This window comes from Shewanella sp. ISS20 (assembly GCF_056522965.1).
On the sequence record NZ_JAWRZK010000001.1, the window covers coordinates 2,474,440 to 2,500,339 of the forward strand.

At 46.6% G+C, this 25,900-nt stretch carries 27 protein-coding genes; 1 reads left to right on the forward strand and 26 read right to left on the reverse strand.

All coding sequences use genetic code 11. The annotated features are described in order from the left end of the window. Positions 1–93: 93 nt before the first annotated feature. The 4 genes from AC1HDP_RS11270 to AC1HDP_RS11285 are packed head-to-tail and all read right to left on the reverse strand — an operon-like array spanning position 94 to position 3,102. Positions 94–672, reverse strand: a complete 579-nt coding sequence (locus AC1HDP_RS11270) for a Maf family protein (RefSeq protein WP_479638850.1) — start codon at positions 670–672, stop codon at positions 94–96. Between the two features lie 3 nt (positions 673–675). After that, the gene (mreD, locus tag AC1HDP_RS11275; protein ID WP_479638851.1) at positions 676–1,164 is read right to left on the reverse strand and encodes a rod shape-determining protein MreD; all 489 of its coding nucleotides are present in this window, start codon (positions 1,162–1,164) and stop codon (positions 676–678) included. Further along, positions 1,161–2,015, reverse strand: coding sequence for a rod shape-determining protein MreC (gene mreC, locus AC1HDP_RS11280; RefSeq protein ID WP_479638852.1), 855 nt, complete (start codon positions 2,013–2,015; stop codon positions 1,161–1,163). Before mreC ends, mreD begins: the two co-directional genes overlap by 4 nt. Positions 2,016–2,052: 37 nt before the next feature. Further along, positions 2,053–3,102 (reverse strand): rod shape-determining protein, encoded by a 1,050-nt coding sequence (locus AC1HDP_RS11285; RefSeq protein WP_140933805.1) that lies wholly within the window; start codon positions 3,100–3,102, stop codon positions 2,053–2,055. A gap of 32 nt (positions 3,103–3,134) precedes the next feature. Between AC1HDP_RS11285 and AC1HDP_RS11290 the strand changes: the two genes are divergently transcribed. Beyond that, on the forward strand, positions 3,135–3,320 hold the full coding sequence (locus AC1HDP_RS11290; protein ID WP_479638853.1) for a hypothetical protein: 186 nt from the start codon (positions 3,135–3,137) through the stop codon (positions 3,318–3,320). A 68-nt stretch (positions 3,321–3,388) separates the two neighbouring features. On the opposite strand, the gene AC1HDP_RS11295 is transcribed toward AC1HDP_RS11290, so the two are convergent. From AC1HDP_RS11295 to AC1HDP_RS11400, 22 genes are all read right to left on the reverse strand, one after another. Continuing rightward, positions 3,389–6,028 (reverse strand): DUF6701 domain-containing protein, encoded by a 2,640-nt coding sequence (locus AC1HDP_RS11295; protein ID WP_479638854.1) that lies wholly within the window; start codon positions 6,026–6,028, stop codon positions 3,389–3,391. Continuing rightward, positions 6,018–6,503, reverse strand: coding sequence for an MSHA biogenesis protein MshP (locus AC1HDP_RS11300; protein WP_140933808.1), 486 nt, complete (start codon positions 6,501–6,503; stop codon positions 6,018–6,020). The genes AC1HDP_RS11295 and AC1HDP_RS11300 overlap by 11 nt, the downstream gene beginning before the upstream one ends. After that, entirely contained in the window at positions 6,469–7,323 is an 855-nt protein-coding gene (locus tag AC1HDP_RS11305; RefSeq protein WP_479638855.1) for a PilW family protein, read from the reverse strand. The genes AC1HDP_RS11300 and AC1HDP_RS11305 overlap by 35 nt, the downstream gene beginning before the upstream one ends. Next, the gene (locus AC1HDP_RS11310) at positions 7,323–7,874 is read right to left on the reverse strand and encodes a prepilin-type N-terminal cleavage/methylation domain-containing protein (protein WP_479639877.1); all 552 of its coding nucleotides are present in this window, start codon (positions 7,872–7,874) and stop codon (positions 7,323–7,325) included. Before AC1HDP_RS11310 ends, AC1HDP_RS11305 begins: the two co-directional genes overlap by 1 nt. 16 nt (positions 7,875–7,890) lie before the next feature. Beyond that, complete coding sequence (locus AC1HDP_RS11315; RefSeq protein ID WP_140933810.1) at positions 7,891–8,370, reverse strand: type II secretion system protein; 480 nt, start codon at positions 8,368–8,370, stop codon at positions 7,891–7,893. A 135-nt stretch (positions 8,371–8,505) separates the two neighbouring features. Next, positions 8,506–9,015, reverse strand: coding sequence for a type II secretion system protein (locus AC1HDP_RS11320; RefSeq protein ID WP_479638856.1), 510 nt, complete (start codon positions 9,013–9,015; stop codon positions 8,506–8,508). Between the two features lie 347 nt (positions 9,016–9,362). Continuing rightward, entirely contained in the window at positions 9,363–9,842 is a 480-nt protein-coding gene (locus AC1HDP_RS11325; protein ID WP_479638857.1) for a type II secretion system protein, read from the reverse strand. A gap of 92 nt (positions 9,843–9,934) precedes the next feature. Beyond that, a complete protein-coding gene (locus tag AC1HDP_RS11330; protein WP_479638858.1) occupies positions 9,935–10,564 on the reverse strand; it encodes a pilus assembly FimT family protein in 630 nt (209 codons plus the stop codon). Between the two features lie 75 nt (positions 10,565–10,639). Next, entirely contained in the window at positions 10,640–11,134 is a 495-nt protein-coding gene (locus tag AC1HDP_RS11335) for an MSHA biogenesis protein MshF (protein ID WP_479638859.1), read from the reverse strand. Between the two features lie 5 nt (positions 11,135–11,139). Further along, complete coding sequence (locus AC1HDP_RS11340; RefSeq protein ID WP_479638860.1) at positions 11,140–12,357, reverse strand: type II secretion system F family protein; 1,218 nt, start codon at positions 12,355–12,357, stop codon at positions 11,140–11,142. Between the two features lie 11 nt (positions 12,358–12,368). After that, positions 12,369–14,114, reverse strand: coding sequence for a GspE/PulE family protein (locus tag AC1HDP_RS11345; protein ID WP_479638861.1), 1,746 nt, complete (start codon positions 14,112–14,114; stop codon positions 12,369–12,371). After that, entirely contained in the window at positions 14,111–15,520 is a 1,410-nt protein-coding gene (locus tag AC1HDP_RS11350; RefSeq protein ID WP_479638862.1) for a tetratricopeptide repeat protein, read from the reverse strand. The genes AC1HDP_RS11345 and AC1HDP_RS11350 overlap by 4 nt, the downstream gene beginning before the upstream one ends. Beyond that, positions 15,517–16,422, reverse strand: coding sequence for an ExeA family protein (locus tag AC1HDP_RS11355; RefSeq protein WP_479638863.1), 906 nt, complete (start codon positions 16,420–16,422; stop codon positions 15,517–15,519). The genes AC1HDP_RS11350 and AC1HDP_RS11355 overlap by 4 nt, the downstream gene beginning before the upstream one ends. An 8-nt stretch (positions 16,423–16,430) precedes the next feature. Further along, on the reverse strand, positions 16,431–18,131 hold the full coding sequence (gene mshL, locus AC1HDP_RS11360) for a pilus (MSHA type) biogenesis protein MshL (RefSeq protein ID WP_479638864.1): 1,701 nt from the start codon (positions 18,129–18,131) through the stop codon (positions 16,431–16,433). Next, the gene (locus tag AC1HDP_RS11365) at positions 18,131–18,463 is read right to left on the reverse strand and encodes an MSHA biogenesis protein MshK (RefSeq protein WP_479638865.1); all 333 of its coding nucleotides are present in this window, start codon (positions 18,461–18,463) and stop codon (positions 18,131–18,133) included. Before AC1HDP_RS11365 ends, mshL begins: the two co-directional genes overlap by 1 nt. Beyond that, positions 18,450–19,109: an MSHA biogenesis protein MshJ gene (locus tag AC1HDP_RS11370; protein ID WP_479638866.1), complete on the reverse strand. Its 660-nt coding sequence runs from the start codon at positions 19,107–19,109 to the stop codon at positions 18,450–18,452. The genes AC1HDP_RS11365 and AC1HDP_RS11370 overlap by 14 nt, the downstream gene beginning before the upstream one ends. Beyond that, positions 19,106–19,723, reverse strand: a complete 618-nt coding sequence (locus AC1HDP_RS11375) for a PilN domain-containing protein (RefSeq protein WP_479638867.1) — start codon at positions 19,721–19,723, stop codon at positions 19,106–19,108. Before AC1HDP_RS11375 ends, AC1HDP_RS11370 begins: the two co-directional genes overlap by 4 nt. After that, entirely contained in the window at positions 19,720–20,595 is an 876-nt protein-coding gene (locus AC1HDP_RS11380) for an MSHA biogenesis protein MshI (protein WP_479638868.1), read from the reverse strand. The genes AC1HDP_RS11375 and AC1HDP_RS11380 overlap by 4 nt, the downstream gene beginning before the upstream one ends. Before the next feature lie 222 nt (positions 20,596–20,817). Continuing rightward, entirely contained in the window at positions 20,818–22,722 is a 1,905-nt protein-coding gene (gene csrD, locus AC1HDP_RS11385; protein WP_479638869.1) for an RNase E specificity factor CsrD, read from the reverse strand. Positions 22,723–22,846: 124 nt separating this feature from the next. After that, complete coding sequence (locus AC1HDP_RS11390; RefSeq protein ID WP_479638870.1) at positions 22,847–24,091, reverse strand: malic enzyme-like NAD(P)-binding protein; 1,245 nt, start codon at positions 24,089–24,091, stop codon at positions 22,847–22,849. A 414-nt stretch (positions 24,092–24,505) separates the two neighbouring features. Then, positions 24,506–24,718, reverse strand: coding sequence for a 50S ribosomal protein L31 (gene rpmE / locus AC1HDP_RS11395; RefSeq protein ID WP_140933825.1), 213 nt, complete (start codon positions 24,716–24,718; stop codon positions 24,506–24,508). A 191-nt stretch (positions 24,719–24,909) separates the two neighbouring features. Then, entirely contained in the window at positions 24,910–25,797 is an 888-nt protein-coding gene (locus AC1HDP_RS11400) for a FimV/HubP family polar landmark protein (protein ID WP_479638871.1), read from the reverse strand. Positions 25,798–25,900: the final 103 nt, after the last annotated feature.

Genomic DNA, 25,900 nt, shown 5'->3' on the forward strand with positions numbered 1-25,900 from the left:
AAAACGAATGCAATATAAATGAGCTTAACCGCAACTCACGTAGGGCGAAGCATGCTAGCCGTTATCTTGACATCCATTGTCGTGCAACCGGAATTAGGCCAACTGGGCTAATAATTCTCGAGTTTCCACTAAAGGCAAGCCAACCACAGCGGAATAACTTCCATCAATGGCAGCAACAAAACAACCACCGAGTCCTTGAATGCCGTAAGCGCCCGCTTTATCCATAGGCTCACCTGTAGCTACATAGGCAGCAATATCGGCCTCACTGAGCTGACAAAACTGCACATAGGTTGTGACTAAGCGGCTATCAACCGAGTTCTCTGTCACTAAGGCCACGGCTGTCATAACTTGATGGCGGCGCCCTGATAAGGCTCTCAGTATGGCTTTAGCATCGCTAACATCTTGCGGCTTACCTAATAACTGATTATCTAGCACTACTATTGTATCTGAACCTAGCACGGCAGGATGGGCGATATGCTCACATAACTTAGCACCGGCTTGCGCCTTTTCAATGGCTAAGCGCACTACATAAGCACTGGCCGCTTCATCTTGATGAGGCGTCTCATCAATATCAGGCACAACGATAGAGAATTCAGTCTGCTCGGCAGAAAATAACGCCTGCGCGAGTAACTCTTTACGGCGCGGCGAGCTTGAGGCCAAAACCAAGGTCATGAATTATCTCACTTTATAATGACGGCGTAGACGCCTTAAGGCCCAAAATGCCCAAGGCCAAATAATTAAACTGGATATGGCTGGCAGTAATAGCGACCATTGGAACGTGCTACGCTCAATCACAAACTCAGCCCAAAATATCAGCAAGTGATACAGGCCCACTAACAGCGCCACCAGCATGGCTTGTTGCCACATAGGGAAGTTGCGTAATTTTTGAAAATGCAGCACCACCACATAAATCACTAACGAAAACGCCAGCGAGCGAATGCCTAAGTTGGCGCCCAATAAAATATCGAGCAATACCCCGAAGGTAAAGGCAGTGAGAATATTGTATCTGTGGGGCAAAGCCACGGCCCAGTAAATCATAACCAGCAATAGCCAGTCTGGACGCCACTGCTCTACTGATGCAGGTAATGGCATGATTTGAAACAGCATGCCGACGAGTAAACTCACCCACACTACCAGTCGGCCATTGGCCGCTTGTAAACTCATGGCTGAGCCTCCACTGGCACTAAAGACTCGGCCGCTTCATTTTCTTCTGGCCAAATCAATAACACATAACGAATTCTATCTAATGCTGCTAACGGCTGCGCAATGACATTGGCGTAACTTTGACCGTCATCTTTTTGCACCGATGTGACTCGCGCTACCGGATAGCCTTCAGGGAATCTATGGCCAAGGGCTGAGGTCACGAGTAAGTCACCCACACGAATATCTGTGCTCTTAGCAACATGTCTAAGCTCAATTTCATCCAGTACGCCAGTGCCATTGGCCACTAAGCGCACATCATTGCGAGTATTACGCACCGGTAAGCCGTGGCTAATATCGGATAATAACAACACTCGACTGGTGAGCTTACTTATCTCCACCACTTGGCCTATGACGCCATAAGCATCCACCACAGGTTGACCAACAAATACGCCACTGTTGCTGCCATGGTTAAGCACCACATAATGATGATAAGGATCGCTTGCCACCGACATCACTTCGGCCACCATCTTCTTCGCGTCCATATGCACAGGTGAACCTAGCAAAGAGCGTAAGCGTTGGTTTTCTTGGCGAAGATGTTCAAAGCGCTGCAGGCGTTCGCTCATTAGCAATTGCTGGCGCAAGAGCTCTTTATTTTGAGTTTCTAACATGCTGCGGGTAGCTAGTGTTTCAGCCGACCAATCCAAGGCAAGGCCTGGGACGTTAGCTAAGTACTGAATCGGGCTTAAAAAGGAGGATAAGGTTTGTCTAATTGGCTCTAATCTATCATTGGCCAGCAATAAACCCACCGACAATATCACTGCCAGTGTTAAGCGAAATTGATTTGAGATACCGCGGGAAAAAATAGGCTTCATAGATCAATAAGGGCGGCTTAAGCCGCCCTCGGACTTGTTAGTTTTCCTCAGAGAAAAGATCGCCGCCATGCATGTCGATCATTTCTAATGCACGACCGCCGCCACGAGCCACACAGGTCAGTGGATCATCGGCTACCATCACAGGAATACCGGTTTCTTGCATTAACAGTCGGTCTAAGTCTCTTAACAGCGCGCCGCCACCCGTAAGTACCATGCCGCGCTCAGAAATATCTGAGGCTAATTCTGGTGGTGATTGCTCTAAGGCCACCATCACTGCACTAACAATGCCAGATAATGGCTCTTGCAGCGCTTCCAGAATTTCATTGCTGTTAAGGGTGAAGCTTCTTGGTACACCTTCAGCCAAGTTACGACCACGCACTTCAATTTCAAGCACGTCATCACCTGGGTAAGCAGTACCAATAGTGTGCTTGATGCGCTCAGCCGTGGCTTCACCAATTAAGCTACCGTAGTTACGGCGCACATAATTGATAATGGCTTCATCAAACTTATCACCACCAATACGCACTGATGATGAATACACTACGCCGTTCAATGAAATAATGGCTACTTCAGTGGTACCACCACCGATATCAACCACCATAGAACCGGTCGCTTCTGATACTGGTAAACCAGCACCAATAGCCGCAGCCATTGGCTCTTCAATCAAATACACTTCACGTGCACCAGCGCCCATGGCTGATTCACGAATCGCGCGGCGCTCAACTTGGGTAGCACCTACTGGCACACATACCAGTACGCGTGGGCTTGGACGGAAAAAGCTGTTGTTGTGCACTTGTTTGATAAAGTGCTGCAGCATTTTTTCAGTCACATAGAAATCGGCAATCACACCGTCTTTCATCGGTCTAATTGCTTGAATATTGCCTGGGGTACGACCGAGCATTAGCTTAGCTTCGGTGCCCACGGCGGCCACAGTCTTTTGGCCTGGACTATTGCGTTCACCTCTAATTGCGACCACAGAAGGCTCGTTTAGGACTATGCCTTCGCCACGCACATAAATCAGAGTATTAGCCGTGCCTAGGTCGATCGACAGATCGTTGGAAAAAACGCCTCTCAGCTTCTTGAACATGTAACTAGCCTGTATCTGTGGAGTCAGAAGAAATGAAAAAATCAGCTAACTTTATCAATGCCACCCTCTTTCCACAACCCCTCATCCAGAATGAAGCGTTTTTTTTTGTTGTTGAACTTGAAAAACCCCCATTTAAGCTAATTTCACATCTTTTACGCCTTAGCAAATCTGTGACGCTCACCGCTCAAGGCGATGCGCCGCCTGTGGCCAGGCAATAAATTTGCTTAATTTCATTAAATACCGCGCAAAATCCTAAAGAAAGCGCGCTATTTTAAGCAAGTGAGCATTATTCACTACGCTCACGCCAATAAATCACTTTATCGTTGCCGCGATAGCTGCCAAAAAAAGCACTGGCACGGGGATTTGCTAATACAGTCGGCGAGTTACCATCCCAACTCCAATACCACTGTAACCAAGTAGGCACAATAAGCGGCGCTGTAACTTGGCCGCGATACCCACCAAGCTGCTGCCACATCAAACTAAACTGCCCTTGGTTAATCGCACTGTTTCGCGTGCGAGTTACCGATTGACCCGCCGTTAAATCAGGATCAAACCCATAGCCTAAGCTCGGATTATCAACGCTTGAGGTTAAGCTCGCATTGAGGTTAGTGCACACATCTAAGTTATTGGTTTGCCACAGGGTGCCATCCCAGTACTCGGCGCGGCTAGGCATAGTTAATTCTGCGGTTTCAGGGCCATAGGTATTATCCATCACCACGCGCCCAGCCCGCACTTTAGTGGTTAGCAGCTGCAGCGCATCGCAGCCACCGGAGGCGGCGCTGCAATCACCCATTGAGTTCACGCCCATATCGGGATCCGCCACTATGCCATGACCGCCATCGTTATCATTCACCATTATCCCTATCGCAAGATTATCAAAGGGACCATCAATGGCAGGGGCGAGCGGCCGCGCAAAGTTAAGTTCAGTGGTGACCGGCAGCGCACTTTGGCCTTCTGCCCACACTAATGCAGGCAATGCAGATAGGCGTGGCGATAAGCTTATGCCGTCATTGTTATTTTCAGCGACAGCAGCAGCGCCAGCCTTGGCAAGCGAGCCTAAATAATTGTAAGTTCTTTGGTTTTGCACGTTTTCAGCCGTTAGCGTTAGCCCTAAGGTCATCGGCTGAGCCATATAACTAAAGTCGCCAGTGCTGCAGCCAGGCAATAAGCTTTGACCGCTAATCCTAAACTTGGCGGGTACAAAGCGGCCGACATCGGCACTGATACCATCAGCAATAGGTAAGATTGAACCTAAATATTTATGGGCCTCTAATGGAGCGCCACTGCTAGCTTTCGGTTGCGATGCAATTAACTTATAAATACCCACTTCATTGAGAGATTGATTTAGCCGCATCTCGCCACCAAGCGTTTGGCTATAAACGCTTGGGGTAACGACAGCATCAACACCTAAAGCAGGAGTAACACGCTGACTTTTAAGGGCAAGGTTTGCCATAGTAAAGCTTGGCGTGATGGGGTTATCACAAAAATTGCTATCGCCATTTTGCAGCCACGCCCGCGCAGACACAGTCACAGAGTAACTATCCCCCGCCGGTTTAAAAACGCCATTGCTACCAGCGTTGTAGCTAGCTTCTGGAACTATACATAAACCCGCAGGCACATTGATCATATTGCCATTAGTGCTCGCCATGATAAGGCCCGAATCACTACTACCCGATTGCCCGACATACCTAGCGTTCAGCGCCACTTTACCCGCATCGGCGTACAACACACTTACAGTTGCCTTACCTTCTGCATCAAAACTTAGCGACTTAGACGTCGCGCCAGCCTGATTTTTACCTATGGCAGTGCCGTCAACCTTTAGGGATTCGCCAGTTAATGCGGGATTCGGGTCAAGATAACTGCTCCACAAACTTAAGGACTTAGTTTGATTAGCAAAAGTGGGCTGACATTCAAGTGCGCCAGAGCTACGTCTTACCGCCATGATAGCTGCGCTCACGGGCTTATTAGCATAGGTTTCAACATCATCAATGATAAAACCTGCTTCAGCGAAACTGACGGTGCAGTTAGCGGCGCTTAGTGAACTGCCATTACTGCATAGGGTAGTCGCGAAGGCAACGCTTGAAGGTGACGATGACGACACCCCAAGGATTATAGGTGTTTGATTAAATTGCTTTAAAAACAGCGTGCGTGCGCCATTAACTATGGTCACCTGATTACCAATCGTATTCTTGTTTTCATCAAGCCAGTTAAGCCCAGTGCCATTGACTGGGGTTAAATTCGCTATGACATTGCCACTAAACAGCTGCGAGCAATTCGCGTTTTTACAAGCCTTAACTGTAACTTGCAGCGGCGCGCAGGCCAGCGGACTGCCTGAATACTCAAATTGAAAATGGAAATCGGTCTGCGAACGATTAGGGCACAAGCCACCAAAATCAGCGTCTTCAAAGATATCATCGTCAAAATCAACGTCTCCGTTTCCACTGATATTAAGACTGCCACCGGCGGCTAACGCGCCATCTATCGTCGCATTACCAGTAATGGAGACATTTCCCTTAACATACACTATGCCATTGATAGTATTTTGACCGGCAATACTTAAGTCACCATCAACATAAATGATAAGGTCGCCTTCATCGCCATTAATGTTAAGACTACTATTGGTTAACGATAAACTCTTAAAATATAAGCGCGTGGTGGCGCCATTAGTGGTGATCCGACTGCCAATATCAAAGTCACCATGATCAAAGCCATAATCCCCAGGTAAAAAAGCGCTACTAACCGGACTACAACCTCTCCTTCCGCAATTTAAATCCTTAACATTGTTAAAAATCCCCGCCGGTAAATTTAAGGCATTATTACCATGGCCACCGCTCGGAGGATCAGTAAAAATCTCTTCACAAGATTTGGCCCATGCCCCATGAGTGACGACTAACGTCGCGACCAAAATTAAGCTTCTAATTAACACGGGCTTGCACCTCAACCTGACGATTAACCCGAATGCATTGACTCGCATCCCCAGATACTCCGCCATCACACTGACCACTTTGACACACAGCATTACTACTAATAGCAAACTGGGTCATGCCCGCGACTGTGGTTTTAGTGCAAGCTAATTCCACTTGGCAATCACTAAAACCTATTTCATTGGGCGGCGTCCACGCACTACCTACCGCGGCGCAATCGGTGACGCCGCCCGTCAGTGGAAATAAGCGCGCAAGACCAACCTCCACCCCAGAGTTAGCCGTAAATAACGCGCGCGCGCCCCACACTTCCAGCACTAAGCTATCATCGCCATCATTAAGTACGCGGATTAAGGCGCCAGTGAGTAGAAACATCACAGTAATGATGAAAATGGCGATAACTAATACGCTACCTTGGTGACGCAAGGCTTTATGGCTAAAAGGTTTAGGGCGCATTGATAACTTGAACTTGCTGTTCATACCTGAACGATTCTCCTGCCACGCTAAATTCGGGGGTCAACAACACTAAGGCGTTGTCGATTAAATTGGCTGGGGTAACGGTAATGGCAGGACTTGTTATTAAATCATTAACTATGTCCTCAGCCATCAAGACCCCAGCATTAAGGCCATTACTTGGCTCTGGCTGGCTGGTTTGTATGCCGTAATCAGCATATCGCCTTAGTTCAAGCGTAGTTGAGCCTGGCGCACGAATAAAACAATAACTAATGGGCTGTGCGGCAATATAAAAGCGTTGGCGCGGTGATTGCGCCGCAAATTGCACATTACGCTTAAAGGTTATCGTTTGAATCGAACCCGCAATGGTTGTGCTTGCCAGCGCAAAAATCTTGCCAGTGCTGGCATCAGGACTCGCATACACATCGGCGGGAGTCAGTGGATACACCAGCATATTGTCATTGCTGTTAATATCTTGGCTTGCGGCTATCACCGTAGCGCTATTGCTTGCTGGACTTGGGTAAGCAGGAATAGCAATATAACTTGAGCTCGCCTTTATCGGCATAAATTCAACACACTGCCACTGATTGCTGCTTTTCGCAAAACGCACGCTATTAGGCACAGCAGCGCGAATATCGCGGCTCATGCGCTCTATGGCAAACCGGCTTTGCCCCAACATTTTTTCAACGGAATTGGCTTGCACAAAAATCTGGGTACCAAAAATAATAAAGCTACTAACACCTACGGCTAAAATACCCAAAATAATTATGACAGTGACTAACTCAACTAAGGTAAAACCTGCTTGTGAGCTTGGCCGAGTACAGCGCTTAGGTTGAAGGCGCACCATTAAAAGTTACTCCGCACAGCGCTGTATATTATTTGCTCACCAAAAGGGGTGGTAACTGTGATTTTGATGAGTTTACTGACGCTACTATCAGTGCTAGTCACTGTGACTTGCAATTGATAGTCAGTGTAAACATCGCTATAGGTTAACGAAGAGTTGAGCATAGTCGCCTCTTGAATCATGCCATTATAATCATCGACATCATTAAATTGCTGACGGGTTTCATCTTTGTCGCGGCCCATAACCGTTGAGCACGGGTTTGGATTGAGGCCACAAGGATTGCCACTGGCGGGATTGGTGTTCTGATCGTAGCGCTTACCCCAGATTTCATTCATCACGGCTTGGGCAAGCTCAGCGCTACGCACTCGATGCAAGGTTTCACTGGCTCGATTAGCTTGTGGAAATAACATGCTCGCTATCATGACTAACGCTATCGCCAGCACTAACATGCCAACAATTAACTCAATTAAGCTAAAGCCTTGAGTGCGCTTTGACTTAAGCCGCAACTGGCGATTACCGCGAGTACCAGAACTTAAGCTGTTTTGCGCTTGCATGCCGCGCGCCACGCTCTTAATTACTGTCATGTATGTAGCCTTGCGATTCAATGCTAATGCCAAGCACATCTCCCCCACTCACGGTTAAACAAGGGCCGGCGCAGGCCGGAGATACTTGACCTAAATTATTGAAATCAAGATTGACACTAGCGCTACCTGTGGCCGTGAAAACGACCGAGGAGCCCGCATCAAAGGCTTGCAAACTTTCAGTGCGTACTGCCTGTCCAGTGCAAGTATCGTTAAAGTGCTGTAATTGATAACCAGTAGCGGTAATAGCCACCCGATAACAACGATCGGCATTATTCAAGGCCATGATCTGCGCTTTACGCAGCTCACTAATCAGTTCATCTCTTAAGGTGTAAGCACTCACAGATTGGCTGGATAACAATCGTGGCAGTGCGGTCACAGCCAAAATACTGATGAGCATTATGGTGACTACTAGCTCAACCAAGGTAAAGCCTGGCATTTTGACTAGCTGAGGGGCATCCCTTGTCATACGGCCCTATCTCCTAGCTCGCTAGATTGAATTGAATCAATATTTTAGCGAATATTTTACCTATTGATTATGGCCAATGTCTTGAGTAAAAACAAAAAAGGCCTGCAAGGCAGGCCTTTAATTAATATTCTACCTCTAGCAAGCACTAGCAGCTGGAATAGCAGTAAATGTCGGTAAAACACCAACGCCGCTTGACTGGGTATAAGTTACAAAACAGGCTACAGGGGCGCCGCGCTGCCAAATTTTAGCGCTACCAGCGGTAGTACCATCAATAATCCAATCACCTGTACCTGCCGCAGTTGGCGAAGTGCCAGCCGAGGCATTGATATCGGCGCCAGCCGTGATGGCTGCCAAGCTCCCAGCCATATAACCATAGACAACAGCCACATCGTCAGAAGTCGTAGTAGGTGAATCGCCATTAACATCCACAGAACCAGTGGCAGAACCCTGAATGCCCTGTAATGAAGCCTTAGAATAAATGAGGCTATTGGCACCTTGAATCGCACTTTTTACACCTTCTAACGCCGAAATTCTGGCATCCGCTTGCAAGTTAATAAACTTAGGCGCGGCGGTGACGGCTAAAATCCCCAAGATAATAATCACTACGACCAACTCAATTAAGGTAAAACCTGTTTGTTGTTTCATATATCACCAGTCTACACAGAGATTAAAATGTGAGGTCAGGTTAGCAGAAAAGGTTAGGCACAAATCCATTCCTTTACAGTATTAGCCTACCCCTGTTGAGTTAAGCCAATGCCTTACCTTGATTAACACCATTAATTAACGCATTAAACTAAAGATTTGCATTAATTAACAATAACCTTTGAAACACAAAATAACAACATACCGCAATAATTATCAATCAAACCGCGCAGTGCTTTGCTGCGATTCCCGCAACAAGACATATCAGCAAAATAGTTACAGTCATAGCAAGGCTGAATATTTAGCGAATAAAAACCGACCTGTGGTCGGTTTTTTTAACGATCACTAGATTAACAGCCTTCTTTATCCACTGTAATTACCGGTAACTTACCCGCCGCATCGGCAGCTTCGTAAGTAACACGACACATTGATTTGGATCCCGCTGTACCATCGTCTGGTGAACCTGTCTGAACGATGACCAATGGAGCAGTGCCTTCAAATTTCCAATCATTGGCGTCAATATCAGTACCCGCTGTAATAGCGGATTCAGTTGCTGCCATGTAACCAAAGATTGTTGATACGTCAACAACACTTTCTTTAGTACCAATATTAACTTCTGCTGTGTCGGCATTTTGTTTGCCGACTAAAGATGCCTTCGAGTACACCAAGCTATTAGCCCCTTGAATGGCGCCTTTTAAGCCTTGCAGTGCCGAAGCGCGAGCATCGGTTTGCAGGTTGATAAACTTAGGCGCGGCGGTCACGGCCAAAATACCCAGAATAATAATAACCACGACCAATTCAATCAGTGTGAAACCTTTTTGTTGTTGCATAATAATCCCCTTAGGACAGCAATACGACTATGGCAAACGCCACAATACCTAAATAAATTATTGTAATATCACAAGTTAATACTATATGACAATTAGTTGGTAAAACTTAACACTTGCCCCGTGCCAGGGTTGTACACCACGCCATTACCTATCTCTAAGGTCAGGCTCTCAGTCGGTATGCCCGTCTGAGGGTCTAATTTTACGGCCGCGCTTTGATGGTACACGCATAAATCCACTCCTGGAACGAGAGTGCCATCAATGGCGGTGCCGCTACCACCTGCACCGCCTATCATGGAAACAATAAAGCGGACTTTGCGGGCATCTTGCCCTTGAATCACGTTACGCGGCGCCGATTGCAGCACGGCATTAAATACACGCTGACAACTGTCTTGGCTCATAGCCGTGGCATCGGTATTGGCGCCACTGACAGCATCGGTCGCAAAACCAAATCTTGGGTCAATCGCGATATTGGTACCATCTAACACCACATTAGCATTACGGCGACCATCAACTTCCCACTGTGAGCGAGTAAAACCTACGGCAGTTGCAAGCCCACCCGCGATACCATCAACGCTAGCGTTTTCAGCATCATCCGTGACATTAAGGAAGCGAGGAATAGCAGTCGCCGCCAAAATTCCTAAAATCACTATTACTATCACCAGTTCAATAAGAGAAAAGCCGTGATTATTAACCCGACCGACTCTAAATAATTGCTGTGTCATACACTAACCCTATGTCGAATATGGATATATTCTACTCATTTTTATCAACAAACTAAAGCATTTCGGCAGCCTAAACTATAAACCCGCCAAAAAACTGACTGCACCGCTATCAAGATCATAAAGAATTAACGAACCATTTACAGACTCATATTTACACGCGTTAGCATCAGCAACATATATCGCCATTAGCTCATCAGTGGCTAGATCACTCCCCAATAACTGCCACCATAATCGCTGACAGCCAGCATTGTCATGACTATCAGGTAATGGCCAGCCGCCGGTGGACATAGTGATAACGATGTTACTGGTTGGCTTTGCCTCATTATTGATGGCGAACCAATCAAGGTGTAGCACTTGCGGGCGGTTAACGCCGAGCCACTGCGCGCGCACCATAGCTAATACGTTAAGCAAGCGCGGATGCTCTATTTCAAGCCCTTTCGCGGCCATGCTAGGTAACACATCAAAATACTTACTTCCTAAAATACCAAGCAGCAATAAGATGACAGTCACACTCACCATGCGCCGATAGGCAGTGAGTGGATTGATTTTTTCCGAAGGCGTCACACCCATATCAACTAGCCGCCTTTAACTACGTTGAGCATGTCCCACATAGGTAAGTAAATCCCTAAGGCGAGTACGAGCACAATCGCGGCCACAATCCCAATCAAAATGGGTTCCAGTTTGGCGGTTAAGTTTTTTAAATCGTAATCAACTTCGCCTTCATAAAAATCAGCAGCATCATTAAGTAATTGGTCTATCTGCCCGGTTTCTTCACCTACGGCGACCATTTGCAATACCAAGGGAGTGAACAACTTACATTGATTAGACACCCGCAGCAGTGAATCGCCCGATTCAATCCCTTTGCGCATACCAACTATGCGGTCATGCATATAAGCATTATCTACGGCGTCTGCCACTAAGCTCAGTGCCTGCGTCATAGGCACGCCAGCACTTAACATCATAGAGAAACTGCGGCAATAACGGCTCAAGGTTGAACGTTCAATAATGCTGCCAACGGCCGGCATATGTAATTTCCATTGATCCCATTTTTTCTCGCCGGCATCTGTCTTAAGCCAAGACTTAATGCCAAAAATAGTGCCGACGACGACGGCAAGCATCAGCGGCCAGTAGTTAACAAACATATTGGAAGTGCCAATGAGTACCTTAGTGGCCCAAGGTAAATCGGCGCCAAAGCGGCTAAACATGGAAGCAAATTTAGGGATTACCATGATATTTAAAATCACCATAGCAAGGCTAATGGCCACCAGCACAAATACTGGGTAGCGCATCGCCGATTTAATCCGCTTACGAGTCTCCATTTCGCGCTCGATATAGCCAGAAAGCTGCAAAAACGCTTGCTCTAACTTACCTGTGTTTTCGCCCACATGAACCATAGAGACAAATAAGGATTCAAATACCTTGGGGTGTTGATTCATGGCTGATGATAATGGCCGACCCGCCGTTAGCTGACTGGAAATATCATGCAAGGTTTCTTTAAGCACCTTGGATGAAGTGGTATCTGCTAGGCCTGCAATAGCTCGAAGCATAGGAATGCCGGAGCGCGTTAACGAATACATTTGCCGAGTAAAAATTTGCAGCTCATCTAATCCCACTTTGGGAGCCATTAACGCCTTAAAATCTATGCCTGTCGCTGGCTTTTTTTCGGATAATTCCAGAGGAATAATGCCGCGCGACAGCAACACATCGGCGGCCGCATTGACGCTAAGCGCCTCCAGTTCGCCTTTAACTAAGGCGCCTTGCTTATCGCGGCCCTTATAACTAAAGCTCGGCATCAGAGGTATCCTTATTCAGCATTTGACGTAGGCTTGCTAGCACTTTGCGAATCTTCAACATCTTCCACCAGCTTGGCAACTTCTTCTAAGGTGGTCATGCCATTAAATAAATATTCAATGGCGGACTCTGCCAGCGGGGTAAAGCTTGGGCTGCGATAGGCCGCCTCAGCAAAATCTTGCGGATTACCGCTACGCATAGCGTTAACCATGCTCTCATCGAGTTCCAGAATTTCAAAAATACCGATACGACCACGATAGCCACTGCCATTGCAGCTTTGACAACCTAAACCCACCTGAAACTTATGCTCTGGAATGGGCCGCGAAGTCACGTTCATAATCCAAGTTCTGTCTTGCGGCGTAACTTGATAAGGCGCAGCGCAGTTATGGCACACTCGCCTAACGAGGCGCTGAGCAATAATCACCCGCAAGGCGCTCGCGACCAGATAACTGGCAGCGCCCATATCCAGTAAACGCAAGGCGCTGGTGATGGCATCATTGGTGTGCAAGGTGGATAACACAAAGTGACCCGTTAACGCGCCGCGCAAACCGATTTCTACGGTTTCCCGATCGCGCATCTCACCCACCATGATAATGTCAGGGTCTTGGCGTAACGTGGTGCGCAATACGCTAGAAAAATCTAACCCTATTTTGTGGTTAACTTGCACTTGGTTGATCCGCGGCAATTGATATTCCACAGGATCTTCTACGGTAATTATCTTGCTTTCGGGCTGATTCAACTCAGATAAAATCCCATACAAGGTAGTAGTTTTACCACTACCTGTGGGGCCTGTTACCAACAGCATGCCGTGGGGGCGTTTAATCTGTTTACGCACCCGCGCTAAAATCGCGGGCGGCATGCCGGTTTCATTGAGCGTTAATAAACCTGCCGACTGGTCAAGTAAACGCATTACCACAGATTCGCCATGATAAATGGGCATAGTCGACATACGCACATCTATCTTATGGCCCTTGATTTCCATGCGAAAACGACCATCTTGTGGCAAACGTTTTTCGGAAATATCCAATCCTGCCATCAGCTTTAAGCGCAGCACTAAGGCAGCGGCAATATTGACTTCATTGAGGGTGTTTTCATGCAACAGACCATCGACCCGTTGGCGAATACGCAGCACTTTTTCGCCAGGCTCAATATGAATATCCGATGCGCGCATTTGCACTGCATCTTCAAAAATGGAATGCAGTAACCGCACTACCGTCGTATCAGTGTCGCTATCGGCGGCGGTTAAGGCGCCAAGATCGAAAATATCATCAGCAGCGTATTCTTCTTCCAGCTTACCGGCAATGGCCGCAATTTCATCGGTACGTCGATAAAGAGTATCAAAGGCACTGAGCAACTGCCCTTCTGGCGATACGGCGATATCTAAGCTTTTAGGCGCAAACAACATCTCTAAATGATCAAGCGCTTGCAGATCGGCAGGATCGCTCATGGCGATTAAAATGGAATTACCGCGATCTTCTAATACCAAGGCGCGAAAACGGCGCGCCTGTACTTCGGATAATAAATTGACTACCTGAGATGGAATGGCGCGGCGGCTAACATCGACAAATGGCAGATTAAGCTGTTGTGATAAAAATCGTAGTAATTGATCTTCTTCAATCAGCTTTAAATCTATCAAGGTACGGCCAAGCTTTTTGCCCGATACCTTTTGCTCTGACAATGCCTGCTGCAGATTTTCTTCAGAAATAATATGTTCTTGAACTAAGAGGTCACCTAGACGCATCTTTAACTTAGGCTTCATAAGCTCCCTCCTAACTGGGATAAACGATTTTCAATGTAATTTCTCGCTGAGGCCGACAACCCAGGCGCTTGCAGCGCATTACGATAGGCTTGAGCAGCATCTTGATAACGCGCTTGCGCGTCCATGGCATACGCTAATCCCAGCCACCAGCGGCCAACATCAGGTTCAATCCCCACGAGCTGGCGATAAGCTTGTTCAGCTTGCTCAAATTGCTTGGCATTTTGCGCCCAATCACCGAGTTGGATCCATTTTTGTAGCGCCATTGCGCTGGCATCAGGGATTTTTGCAACCGTGCTAAGCGCTTGGATAACCTGACCATTGGCGTGCTCTATCCGCGCTAACAGCATAAGTAAGTCACTGTTAGTGGGCGTTAATCGTAAACCTTCATTGAGCACTTGCTGCGCTGGCACCAAGCGCCCTTGGCCAAATTCAAGCACGGCCAGCTGAATTCGAGCGGGTACTAAGCTTGGGTCTAACACTAAGGCTTGCCGATAAGCATTAATCGCCGCAGGTACATCATTCATTTGATTGGCCGCATAAGCCTTATCCATATAAGCTCCCGCCATGCGCGCTGGCGCTTTAGTCACGGTCGTGATGGTTACGGGCTCATAGCGAGCAGGTTTAGCTGGCACGGCGACCATACTGGTTTCGTGAGCTACTGCGCTTTCACTCGCTTCAGAGCCATTAAACTCATCATTGTGAGCCATGCTCTCATCTTCACTCAGCACGTCTATATGATTGCCGTTATCGGCATAACTATCATCAGATCCAATCGATTCTTGAGCAGAGTGCTCTGGCTCAGTGCCTGTCACAACTGCTTGAGTTGATACGGCTTGAATAGGTACAGCAGCCATGGCTGTCGCTGCTACCGGGTTAACACTATCAGTCTGCAATTGTGTCAGCGGCTGAATATTCACCCCATCACTATTTGGCGCGCTTGGCCGCGCAAGCGTATTGGCAGCAGTGGCTTCTGCTGGCGCGAGCTCTTTTGGTGCTGCGGTTGGCGCAGTAATTGGCGCCATTTGCGCCGCATAAGTAGGCTGTGAGCTAGCTTGCTGTATGTCCGCAGCAGGCAAAGATTCAGATGATGCTAATGACTCAGGCACAGCCGATTGCGGCGTACCTTGCATTAAACCAGGTAAGCGCATGCCCATCCAAGCCGCGCCTAACATAAGCACCAACGCAACAGTGACTAAGACTATCAGTGACCAAGGTTTTTTAGCTTGGGCGCTGGCCAGTTGGGCACCATAGGCTTTGGCTAAGGCTTGATGATTAACGTTAACGGCCGAGATTAAAGCGGCATCGGCTTGACTGTTATGATTGTGATCATGAGTATCGTCAGTGATCGGCGGCTTTAGCTGACCTCGTTCATCGAGATCTTTTAGCATTTTATTGATAACGCTCATAATAATCGACCAGTCATAACACTTGCAGCAGCCGCTGCAACGGCGGCGCAGCCAAATATACCTAACCAACGCCACAAGGGGGACGCCGTCGGATTGGCATCTTCAGTATCTGAAGCGGCCGAGCGCACTTGTTGCAGACTCACTTGCTGACTACCTTCACCAAAACACACCAATAAAGACTTATGGCAAATCACATTGATAAGCCGTGGAATGCCTCTAGCCGCCTCAAATACTAAGCGGCAGGCTTTAGGACAAAATAAGGCTTGAGTGCGATTACCCGCCACCGACAATCTGTGGTGAATATAATCTCGCGTTTCATTTTCAGTCAGTGGCCGCAGGCCATAACTAAAGGTAATTCGTTGGCGTAATTGCCGAAATTTATCTGTGGCTAAACGCTCATCTAATTCTGGCTGGCCAAACAATACCACTTGGAGCAGCTTAGTTTTTTCAGTCTCAAGATTGGTAAACAACCGCAGTGCTTCGAGGGATTGGTCAGGTAACGCCTGCGCTTCATCCAGCACTAACACTATGCGTAAACCTTGCGCCGCCATCTCTAATAATTTTTGCTGAATTAAGCTGCCTAATTGCTGACGGTCGGTGGCTGTGGTTGCTGCAACCCCAAGCTCCATCGCCAGCGCCCAGCGCAATTCATCTGGCTCAAGAAAAGGATTGGGTAAATAGGCGCAATAATAATTAGCGGGTAAGTCATTCATTAATTTGCGGCAAATTAATGTTTTACCTGTACCCACTTCACCTGTGACTTTAATAAATCCTTCGCCGGTCAGCAAGGCAGTAGTAAGCACCTGCAGCGCCTCATGATGAGGCGGCAGGCCAAAATAAAACTCTGTATTGGGCGTTAAGGTAAAAGGCGCCTGCGTAAAGCCAAAGTGCTGCAGATACATAGGCGGCCTTATTCCTGCGGCTTAGTAGCTTGCTCTTGAGGATACCAGCGATTTAATAAGGCTTCGGTTTTGAGCAATTCTTGGCGCCAAGTATCAGCCCCCACCACAATCGGCTTTAATAAAATCACTAATTCAGTCTTTTGCTTGCTCTTTTTACGGTTAGTGAAAATCTCACCTAACCAAGGAATATCCCCAAGAAAGGGTACCTTAGAGGTGATTTCTTTGTTGGCAGCCTTCATCAAACCACCGATCACCACCACATCGCCCGAAGCCGCTTTAATGATGGTGTCAGACTCACGAATTTCACTTTGCGCCAATGGCAACTCTAAGATGCTATCGCTAATTTTGATGATTTTAGTCTGCTGAGTCACATCGATAACCGATGGGTGAATGTGCAGTAACACATTGCCTAACTTATCGATTTGCGGCGTGACATCGAGCGCGATACCCGAGAAAAATGGCGTAAGCTCAACATCCGGAGTAGTGACTGGCGTGGCAGAAGCTACGGTTGTCGATGACACGTTAGTGACAAAGTACTCATCGGTGCCAACTTTAATCACGGCCTTTTGATTGTTAGAGGCTGTCACTCGCGGACTTGATAACACGTCCACATCGCCTTGGGTGTCGAGTAAGGTAATCATGGCGCTAAAGTCTTTATTGGAGACTTTAATTGAGGTCAAATTACCTAAGATAGCAGTCACAGAATCGCTAGCGCTGCCTGTGGCACTGGTACCAAATTCAACATCGGTACTGCCAATATGGCCTAACACGTTATCCCATTGAATACCTTGCTGATAACCATCTCCCAAAGTCACTTCTAGTACTTTGGCTTCGATGATGACTTGGCGCTGCAGATGATTTTCTGCCGTTTCTAAAAAATTACGCACTTGGCGCAATTCATTGGGCAGAGCGCGCACTGTCACTAAGCCTGCCTGCGGTGTCAGCACTACCTGCCGACCACCGCCGGTTTCACCTATGATATTGACTAAGTTCTCTTTTAATTCACCCCAGAAGTTCGTCTCTGTTACTGAGCGAATAAAGGTGCCATTGGTTTCTTGGCTATTACTATTGCCATTGCTGTTACTGCCATTGGATGAGTTCGAACTGTTGTTACTTGAACTTCCGTTAGAGCCATTATTGCCGCTGCTCGAATTGCTGTTGCCATTATCAGACAAGCGCCCTGCCGACACTGACGTCATAGATAAGCCTTGGCGCTGCATATACAAGTAATTGAGCGGGAAGGTTTCGGTGCGCATACCCGATGGAAATACGCGCATGATATTGCCACTGATATTCACGTCAAAGCCATACATGTCTTCCACTACCTGCAGCACTTCATTTAAGGTGACATTTTTAAGTGACAGCGTAATAGCGCCGCTCACATTGGGATGCACCACAACGCTAATTGGCGAACCTGCCACTAGGCTTGGGAAAAAGGCGCTGGCTGGCACATCATTAGCGGCCACATCAAAGCGACGCTCGGTTGGCTGAAATTGGCTTAACCCGGCCAATAGCTGTGATGACGCCAGTTCTTTTTGCACTTCATCTGGCATCACCGCTGGAGGAATTTCTTTTGGCGGCTGCGGCGTCTCTGGATGCAGTATGCCGGCAATCGCTTCTTTTGCAGCAACAGGCTCAGGTCTATCTGTGGTTTGGCACCCCAAAACTAACAAAGAGAGTAGCGCGGAAATCGCAGTTTTTTTTATCATTATTGGGTTCCTAACTGACTAGTGACACCTTGGAAAACAACCAATTTCCGACCATCGGCCAGTATCACGCTATTATCGGTAATTCGTTGAATTTGGGTATCAGCTATCTTGCTACCCACCTGATATAACTGATTATTTATTAAGGCGTAGCGCCGCGACGCTGAAGTCACAATCGAATGCAGCTTTAAACCGTGATTGGCCGTTGCATGTGCGCCCGACATAGCGCCAGAAGACACTAACGGCCGCGTTGGGTCGCGCAGCATCTCAGCCCACGCACTGTGCGAGCAGCATACTAGCAGCAACAAACTCAACGACAGATTAATTCGCCACACTGATGAAGTCCTTATTGATGCTTAAGGTGTAAAATTCGAGTATCACCTCGGCCTTAGGATAATTGGTGGCGTCATAATCTAAACGCTGCCAATAAAGCTTGTCGGGCAAGGCTTCAACCGCTTTCACAAAATTGAGCACAGCGAAGTAGTCACCCTTAAACTTGATTTCAACCCCATGGTTATACAAGTTCAAATTGGTGCCGTGATCATCTTCTAAGACCAAAAGCGGCTTAGGCGTTAACGAATTAAAGCTAGTGACTTCAAGTCCCTTGGTTTTTGACAACAAACCACTCAAGAGCTTGGGCATATGATTGGCAGGCACAATATTATGGCTAGCAAAATCATTATCAATTGCCAGCAATTGCTGCTCAAGCAATTGTTTGCGCTGATTAAAATCTGTGTTGGGGTCTATGGCTAAGCGCTCTTGATAAAGCGCAACCTGCTGCTTTGCAATCTTGATCTGCTTAAGATGCTGCTCTAGCTGCGCCTTTTCTTTAGTGTATTGCTGAAAATAGCTATCAAGCGGCAGGTAACACAGCATAAAGAGGACAACAACCACAGCCAAAGTTATCATGCCGCGCTCACGCTGGCTCAGTAAATCAAACTTATCGCTAAGCTCATGCCACTTTTTCAAATTCTTATTCATTTACCCACACCTCCAGCAGCCACAACAGGAGCTTCTGGTTGGGAGGTTAAGCTAAAGGCTAAAGGCTTAGCATCATCTCTTAACATGGTCATGGCCGAAAAAGCATAGGCTTGTAAACTTCTGGTTTGCTTTAATTCATCAATCCAAGTCGGCACATTTTCGGCTTTAAGGGCAAAGCCATATAAGCTCACGGCTTGGCCTTGAACTTGAATTTTGCTGAGCCACACGCCTTGCTGCGGCACGCTGGCAAGCTCAGTCATCAGCGGTGAAAATCCCTCGCTAGTGATAGTGCTGCGTCTATCGAGTTCAGTCAGTAATAGCTGCTTTACTCGTAAGCGCTGAGTTAATAAATCCACTTCAGCGACTAAGGCGGGATCAGGTTTGCGCTCAGCTAATTGCCGCTCCATAGTCTGCACTTGAGTTTGCAATTCGCTGGCCATAGCTTGCTGAGTTTGTAGCTGCTGCTGCTGATGATGAATCCAATAACTGGCGAAGGTCACCATTAATACACCAATAGCCAATAGGGCAGCCGAGCCCATCACTAGATGTTGAAATGACAGCAGCAATTTTGGTGGTAATAAATCTTCATTAAATAAGTTTATTTTTGTTTTCAATGATCGACCTCATTTAATAAATTAGCGCAGGCTAATTGCGCAAATTTACTACCGACCGATGATTTTGGCAGTGACACTACCGGCTGATTAAAATTCACACCGACTAACTCAGCTAATTTATCACTGGCACCATCGGTCAAAATGCTAATTGAAGAAACTGGGGCTTGACGTAATTGGCTCTCAAAATAATCCATAGAACGTTGCAATTCGAGACTCAAGTTATCCGCAGCGCCGAAATTTAATTCATCCGCACTCACGGTTTCTAACTCTTGAAAGCCCCTAACGCGGCGCTGTAAATACAGCTGACCATTTTTAATTACCGTTAATAACAAGTCTTGGCCGCGATAATGACTCAATATCATCTGCGCCTGCGGCTCTTCACTCGCCAATAAACTCATGGCAATTTCTTCTGTGCTAATGGCCGCTATTTCCGAGCCTTTATCAAAGAAGCAGTGAACCAAACGCTTGATATAATCTTTATCCACCACCACCACACTGAGCTTGGCTGGCGCTGGCGCTGGCGATTCGTAATAATCTATATGCAACTGAGTGATAGGCAAAGAAACCATGTCTTTAACAGACCACAATAGAGCTTGATTCAGCTCGGGGCCATCGACTGCAGGCTTATCTACTTGCAATAATTGGTAACGCTGGGCTGATAAAATGATATAGCAGCGGGATGGGCCATAATCGTGCAAAATTTGGCTAATAACGGCTTCGAGGTTGTCGTTGACTAATGGGTATTCAATATCGTCTTGGTCAGAATCAATTTGGTGCACCCACAGGCCATCGCTAGCCAAATAAATGCCCAGTGATGTTTGAATAGTCTTTTTATGCCAGAAGAAAATTCTCTGCCACCATGATTTTTCCATATTATTTTATCTACGCTAGCTTAACTAACGTGCCTTTTCCCAAGGTTCATAACGGCCGCTATCTGTGTTCAAATATTGATCGCTATAGGACGCACACCTATATCCAATTGTAAATTTTAGTGAAGATTTAGCCAAACTACTAATAAATAAACTTTAATTTTTTACAAGTTAACATATTTAGGCTAGTAAATCACCGTAAGCGTCAAATTTCAGACGCTGCTATTAGGTCAATAACAGCGGTTCACCAATAAAGCCGCCTTGACCGCCATCCACCCCAAGAATGCTTAATGTTTGCCACTCTTCAAAAGTTTCGACGCCTTCGGCCAGTAACTTAATATCGGTGCGAAACACCCCGCCCATTAAGCTGCGAATGAATAATTGATTCTCAGGGCGCTGATTGACTTGGCGAATCACTGAGCGATGCAATTTAATAATATTAACGCCCAAATCATGCAGGTATTCACTGTCTTGCACTTGTAAACCCACGTGATCGACACAGAGCTTGCAGCCCATGGCTTTAATCATAGCAAGCGGTTCACGCAGATCATCCTTATGCTTCACCACAATATCTTCTGACACTTCAAAGATTAATTGCGGCGTTAGCGGCCTATGCTCCATACAAAAATTTGTTAACCATTTAATAAAGGATTTATTTAAGAGCGAGTCGACACTGAGATTCAAACTATAGACAGGCTTACCTCGGCGTTCGCGGCCAAGTTTGGCGACAACAATTTGAATGGCCTGCTTTTCAATCATGGGCATCAAGCCACATTTTTGTGCCATCGGCATAAATAAGGTGGCGCGAATTAAACTGCCATGTTGATCCACTATTCGGGTAAAGACTTCTGAATGCAGCTCTTGTTTATCTGTGGCCTCCACCCGCTGACAAAACACTTTAATCTGCTGCCTCTCTAACGCATTTTCTAAGATTGAACGCCAGCGCACTGAGCCTTTAGCAAATTCTTCATCTATGGCGCCCTTGTCATACATAAACCAGCTGCTATTACCTTGCAACTGCGCGGCTCGCAGCGCCATGGCCACTTCTTCTAACAGTTGCTGCTGATTATCACCTTCTCTGAAATAAGCTAAACCTAAGTGGAAGAAATTATCTGGCTCTTCTACCTGAGGTAAATTTTGGGCTAAACATATTTTGATAAGCTTTTTAGCTAAGTTTTCGGCCTCAGCTAACGAGATTTGCGGCACTATCATAGCAATTTGATTATCACTGCGGCGCGCCACTATGCTGTTAGGTAAGCCACTGAGCAAATGGTTGATAGCTTCACATAACTGGCTTAATAATGGCACCAACACGCCCTCACCATGATTTTGCTGCAGCCAATCAAGCTCTTCCAGTTCAAGCACAAATAACACCCCAGGCAAGATCATCTTTTGATTGAGGCTTAAGGCTTCTAAACGACTAGTGAAAAACATCGGGTTACCCACGCCGGTTTGTGGGTCAAGGAAAGTGTTAGAGCGAATAAAGGTATCAAACCGGGCGCGCTCGCGACTGGCATCCTGTAATTTGGCCAATAACTGAGTTATGGCGCGATTAGCCACCCGCGGCCGTGCTTTATCGTGGAAGTTTTCGGCTTGTATTAAATCATTCTTTAAAATCAACATGCTGCGAGCAGCTAATGCTTCAATCCCTTGTAATTGGCGGCGAAACCAATAATAGCCGCCCATGACTAAGGCGCACACCAATAATAAGCATATCGCCAGCACTGTGTATTCGGTCGCATCCAGTAATGAGCAGACGCTGGGGTCATCCATGCCGATCACAATTGTAATATTGCCTCGCTGCTTTCTGTGTTGCTTATACGTTGGCATCTCTTGGGCAATTTCTGGCAGGTAATAGAAGATGCGCTGTTTACCATCAAACACTTGTAATTCTTTAACTTGTAACGCCGCCAACATATCTGACAGCCAAGGCGCATCGTGAAGATCGCCTTTACCATAATATTGGTTAAAGATGCTTTGCTGCAGATTGATTAAACGCTGCTGCTGAAATGATTGAGTGAAATGGTCAAAAGCCAATAAGGATGACAACATCATCACCCCCGCGACCGCGCTTAAGGTGATAAACCAAAAGCCAGTTAATTGTTTAGTTAACAGTCGCGTCAACTGCATCTATGCCATCCCTGAAAAGCAATACTAAAGTGTGATTATTTCTGACTCTGCAACAAAAGGCAAACAACTAAAAACAGGAGCTTAATGCTCCTGTTTTTAAGTGCGTTAATGTGCTGCCGTATAATCAGACAACATAATCCGGTACCGTGGTAATAGCAGCAACTCCAGATTCAATGGCGGCGAGTGCTACCGCTTTAGCAATTCGCGGTAACAATCTTGGATCCATCGGCTTTGGCAGCACATATTCTGGGCCAAAGCTTAGCGAGCTAATGCCTTCATAGGCGGCTAAGACGCTCGCAGGAACTTCTTCCTTGGCAATGGCAGCAATGGCATAGACTGCCGCAATCTTCATTTCATCATTGATTTTATTGGCGCGTACATCCAATGCGCCGCGAAAAATAAACGGGAAACATAAGACGTTATTAACTTGGTTCGGATAATCACTGCGACCAGTTCCCATGATGATGTCACTGCGCACCCCATGAGCTAGCTCAGGTTTAATTTCAGGGTCAGGGTTAGAGCAAGCAAAAATCACCGGGTTAGCGGCCATTAAAGCGACTTGCTCAGGACGAAGTAAATTCGCGCCCGATAAGCCTAAAAAGACATCCGCGCCATTAATAGCGTCATCTAAACTGCGCTTATCAGTGTTATTGGCAAATTGCGCTTTATATTGGTTGATATCATCGCGACCAGTATGGATAACGCCCTTTCTATCAAGCATATAAATATTTTCGCGCTTAGCGCCACATTTAACTAGCATGGTCATACAGGCAATGGCGGCCGCACCTGCACCTAAGCACACAAAAATGGCGTTTTCGATTTTTTTACCTTGAATTTCAAGTGCGTTAATCATGCCTGCCGCCGTAACTATGGCAGTACCATGTTGATCGTCATGAAATACCGGAATTTGGCACAGCTCAATCAGGGCTTTTTCGATTTCAAAGCACTCGGGCGCTTTAATATCTTCTAAATTGATGCCGCCAAAGGTATCGGCAATAGCTTCAACCGTATCGATAAAGCCTTGGGTGGTGCGATGTTTAACTTCAATATCTGTGGCATCTATATTAGCAAAGTGCTTAAACAATAATGCTTTGCCTTCCATTACTGGCTTAGATGCTAACGGCCCTAAGTTACCTAAACCTAAAATTGCCGTGCCATTTGAAATCACAGCAACTGTATTGCCTTTATTGGTATAGCGGTAAGCATCGGTTGGGTTAGCCGCGATTTCACGCACAGGCTCGGCAACGCCAGGGCTATAAGCGAGCGCCAGATCTTTACTGTCATTGGCAGGCTTAGTAACAGCGACCGCCATTTTGCCGGGGATTGGAAATTCATGATAATCGAGCGCTTGTTGACGAAAGTCAGTCATCTTGAGGTCCTAGAATACACACTAAAAGTCTTTATGAGGTCGAGAGGCTGGCCGTTGTCACCTTATTAGGAACTGCTTAGTGACTTTACCGCCCAGTCATCGGGCTAACAATACGCGATAGCGCTGGTTATTTAAACCATTCAAAGAGAAATTTTAGCTTTAACATCAGATTGTTGCTCAAGCTTTTATTTATTAATGTTTGCTATAGCTACAAGAGCAAAAACCGCCCACATAAATGTTGATAGATAACATCAAAACTCGGCTAATTGGCTCAATTACGCGATAAATTGATGATAATTTTGGATGAATTACTACCTTGAGGCTTGCGCACGCAATAACGCCATGAAAAAGTTATTTGGCCCTAAAAGCAAAAAGACGCCCGAAGGCGTCTTTTCAAAATAATTACCTAAGTAATTACTTCTTACCAAGCATACCGAAACGCTTGTTGAACTTGTCGATACGACCACCGGTATCAGTAACTTTCTGGGTACCAGTGTAGAATGGGTGACATGCACCACATACGTCCAAGTGCAGGCTCTTACCAGCAGTTGAATTTACTTTGATAACGTTACCGCAAGTACAAGTTGCAGTGATTTCAGCGTATTCAGGATGGATACCTGGTTTCATAGGGATTACCTCAAATAAGGCCATGTCGCTCTCCCAACCCTAAGTTGGGTACCACATGATATTAAAAATCGAATAGGTTTAAGCGGCGGGATTCTACAGCAAGCCTCAGCAACTGACAAGTAGACATCTTAAGCGACTATTGCCGCTTGTTCGTCCGTTTTTAATGTTCATACATGGCTAAGTTCATGGTATTAGTTCAGCAGTTCAAATTGCACTCGCGCAGCGCTCACATCTTGATATTTCGCCAGCAATTCTGCCTTAGGGCAGGTCAAGTCAGCATCAGCGCGCAGCTGGCTGATTTGGCCACGCACAAAGGCGCTGGGGTTAGCCTCATAAATCGCTAACACAGCGGCATAGACATGAGTTTGCTGACTTACCGCATAACGTGTTGCTATGCGCCACAACGTACCATCACTCACCAGCAAACAAGCAGGCTGAGCTGAGTTAGTTACGTTAGTTACGTTAGTTCCGTTAGTTCCGTTAGTTCCGTTAGTTCCGTTAGTTCCGTTAGTTCCGTTAGTTCCGTTAGTTCCGTTAGTTCCGTTAGTTCCGTTAGTTAAATTAGATGAACTAGATGATAGGGGGGAGTTAGCGCCACTTGCCATCGAAGTCATAGAAAGAGTCGCCGCCCCCTGCGAGTTCAGGCCATCAGCGGCACCCTTCATATTAGCTTTATGCCCAGGGTTTTTATTAGCCAACCTGTTACTCGTCTTAACGGCTTGCTGTACTTCAGCGTCAGTAAATAAGGCGATGCTGGCAACTTCTGACCAATGCTCGATTTGATATTCTCGCACCAATAATAGGGCGTTTGGGTCAGTCACATCTTCAACTCCCACTAAAGAGACTTTAAAATCATTGGCCTCATGCACCATCAACTTCTCTTCACCTTGGGCCTGCACTACAAAAAAAGCGAGCCGATTCATAGCCTTGTTATCTGAGACAATATTGACATGGATTTGTGGGTATTGCCCTAAGCTAAATTGCTTGGAATGAATACTAATATGCTCAACGCTGGCTAAAGCGCAGCTTGCTGTCATCCATAACAAAATACCTAGGCCGTTAGCCATAATGGTTTTCATGATTCTTCCTTTCACTCACTTACACAACTCGATACACTGATGCCAATCGCTTATGGCCTAGCCTACTTGCCTGAGTACCGACCTAACCGCTTGCCAATCTAGC

What these genes read in the sequence shown, in the direction of transcription:
- AC1HDP_RS11270 (WP_479638850.1), bottom strand. Translation starts at nt 672, where the DNA reads ATGACCTTGGTTTTGGCCTCAAGCTCGCCGCGCCGTAAAGAGTTACTC.
- mreD (WP_479638851.1), bottom strand. Translation starts at nt 1,164, where the DNA reads ATGAGTTTACAAGCGGCCAATGGCCGACTGGTAGTGTGGGTGAGTTTA.
- mreC (WP_479638852.1), bottom strand. Translation starts at nt 2,015, where the DNA reads ATGAAGCCTATTTTTTCCCGCGGTATCTCAAATCAATTTCGCTTAACA.
- AC1HDP_RS11285 (WP_140933805.1), bottom strand. Translation starts at nt 3,102, where the DNA reads ATGTTCAAGAAGCTGAGAGGCGTTTTTTCCAACGATCTGTCGATCGAC.
- AC1HDP_RS11290 (WP_479638853.1), top strand. Translation starts at nt 3,135, where the DNA reads ATGAAAAAATCAGCTAACTTTATCAATGCCACCCTCTTTCCACAACCC.
- AC1HDP_RS11300 (WP_140933808.1), bottom strand. Translation starts at nt 6,503, where the DNA reads ATGAACAGCAAGTTCAAGTTATCAATGCGCCCTAAACCTTTTAGCCAT.
- AC1HDP_RS11305 (WP_479638855.1), bottom strand. Translation starts at nt 7,323, where the DNA reads ATGGTGCGCCTTCAACCTAAGCGCTGTACTCGGCCAAGCTCACAAGCA.
- AC1HDP_RS11310 (WP_479639877.1), bottom strand. Translation starts at nt 7,874, where the DNA reads ATGCAAGCGCAAAACAGCTTAAGTTCTGGTACTCGCGGTAATCGCCAG.
- AC1HDP_RS11315 (WP_140933810.1), bottom strand. Translation starts at nt 8,370, where the DNA reads ATGACAAGGGATGCCCCTCAGCTAGTCAAAATGCCAGGCTTTACCTTG.
- AC1HDP_RS11320 (WP_479638856.1), bottom strand. Translation starts at nt 9,015, where the DNA reads ATGAAACAACAAACAGGTTTTACCTTAATTGAGTTGGTCGTAGTGATT.
- AC1HDP_RS11325 (WP_479638857.1), bottom strand. Translation starts at nt 9,842, where the DNA reads ATGCAACAACAAAAAGGTTTCACACTGATTGAATTGGTCGTGGTTATT.
- AC1HDP_RS11330 (WP_479638858.1), bottom strand. Translation starts at nt 10,564, where the DNA reads ATGACACAGCAATTATTTAGAGTCGGTCGGGTTAATAATCACGGCTTT.
- AC1HDP_RS11335 (WP_479638859.1), bottom strand. Translation starts at nt 11,134, where the DNA reads ATGGGTGTGACGCCTTCGGAAAAAATCAATCCACTCACTGCCTATCGG.
- AC1HDP_RS11340 (WP_479638860.1), bottom strand. Translation starts at nt 12,357, where the DNA reads ATGCCGAGCTTTAGTTATAAGGGCCGCGATAAGCAAGGCGCCTTAGTT.
- AC1HDP_RS11345 (WP_479638861.1), bottom strand. Translation starts at nt 14,114, where the DNA reads ATGAAGCCTAAGTTAAAGATGCGTCTAGGTGACCTCTTAGTTCAAGAA.
- AC1HDP_RS11350 (WP_479638862.1), bottom strand. Translation starts at nt 15,520, where the DNA reads ATGAGCGTTATCAATAAAATGCTAAAAGATCTCGATGAACGAGGTCAG.
- AC1HDP_RS11355 (WP_479638863.1), bottom strand. Translation starts at nt 16,422, where the DNA reads ATGTATCTGCAGCACTTTGGCTTTACGCAGGCGCCTTTTACCTTAACG.
- mshL (WP_479638864.1), bottom strand. Translation starts at nt 18,131, where the DNA reads ATGATAAAAAAAACTGCGATTTCCGCGCTACTCTCTTTGTTAGTTTTG.
- AC1HDP_RS11370 (WP_479638866.1), bottom strand. Translation starts at nt 19,109, where the DNA reads ATGAATAAGAATTTGAAAAAGTGGCATGAGCTTAGCGATAAGTTTGAT.
- AC1HDP_RS11380 (WP_479638868.1), bottom strand. Translation starts at nt 20,595, where the DNA reads ATGGAAAAATCATGGTGGCAGAGAATTTTCTTCTGGCATAAAAAGACT.
- csrD (WP_479638869.1), bottom strand. Translation starts at nt 22,722, where the DNA reads ATGCAGTTGACGCGACTGTTAACTAAACAATTAACTGGCTTTTGGTTT.
- AC1HDP_RS11390 (WP_479638870.1), bottom strand. Translation starts at nt 24,091, where the DNA reads ATGACTGACTTTCGTCAACAAGCGCTCGATTATCATGAATTTCCAATC.
- rpmE (WP_140933825.1), bottom strand. Translation starts at nt 24,718, where the DNA reads ATGAAACCAGGTATCCATCCTGAATACGCTGAAATCACTGCAACTTGT.
- AC1HDP_RS11400 (WP_479638871.1), bottom strand. Translation starts at nt 25,797, where the DNA reads ATGAAAACCATTATGGCTAACGGCCTAGGTATTTTGTTATGGATGACA.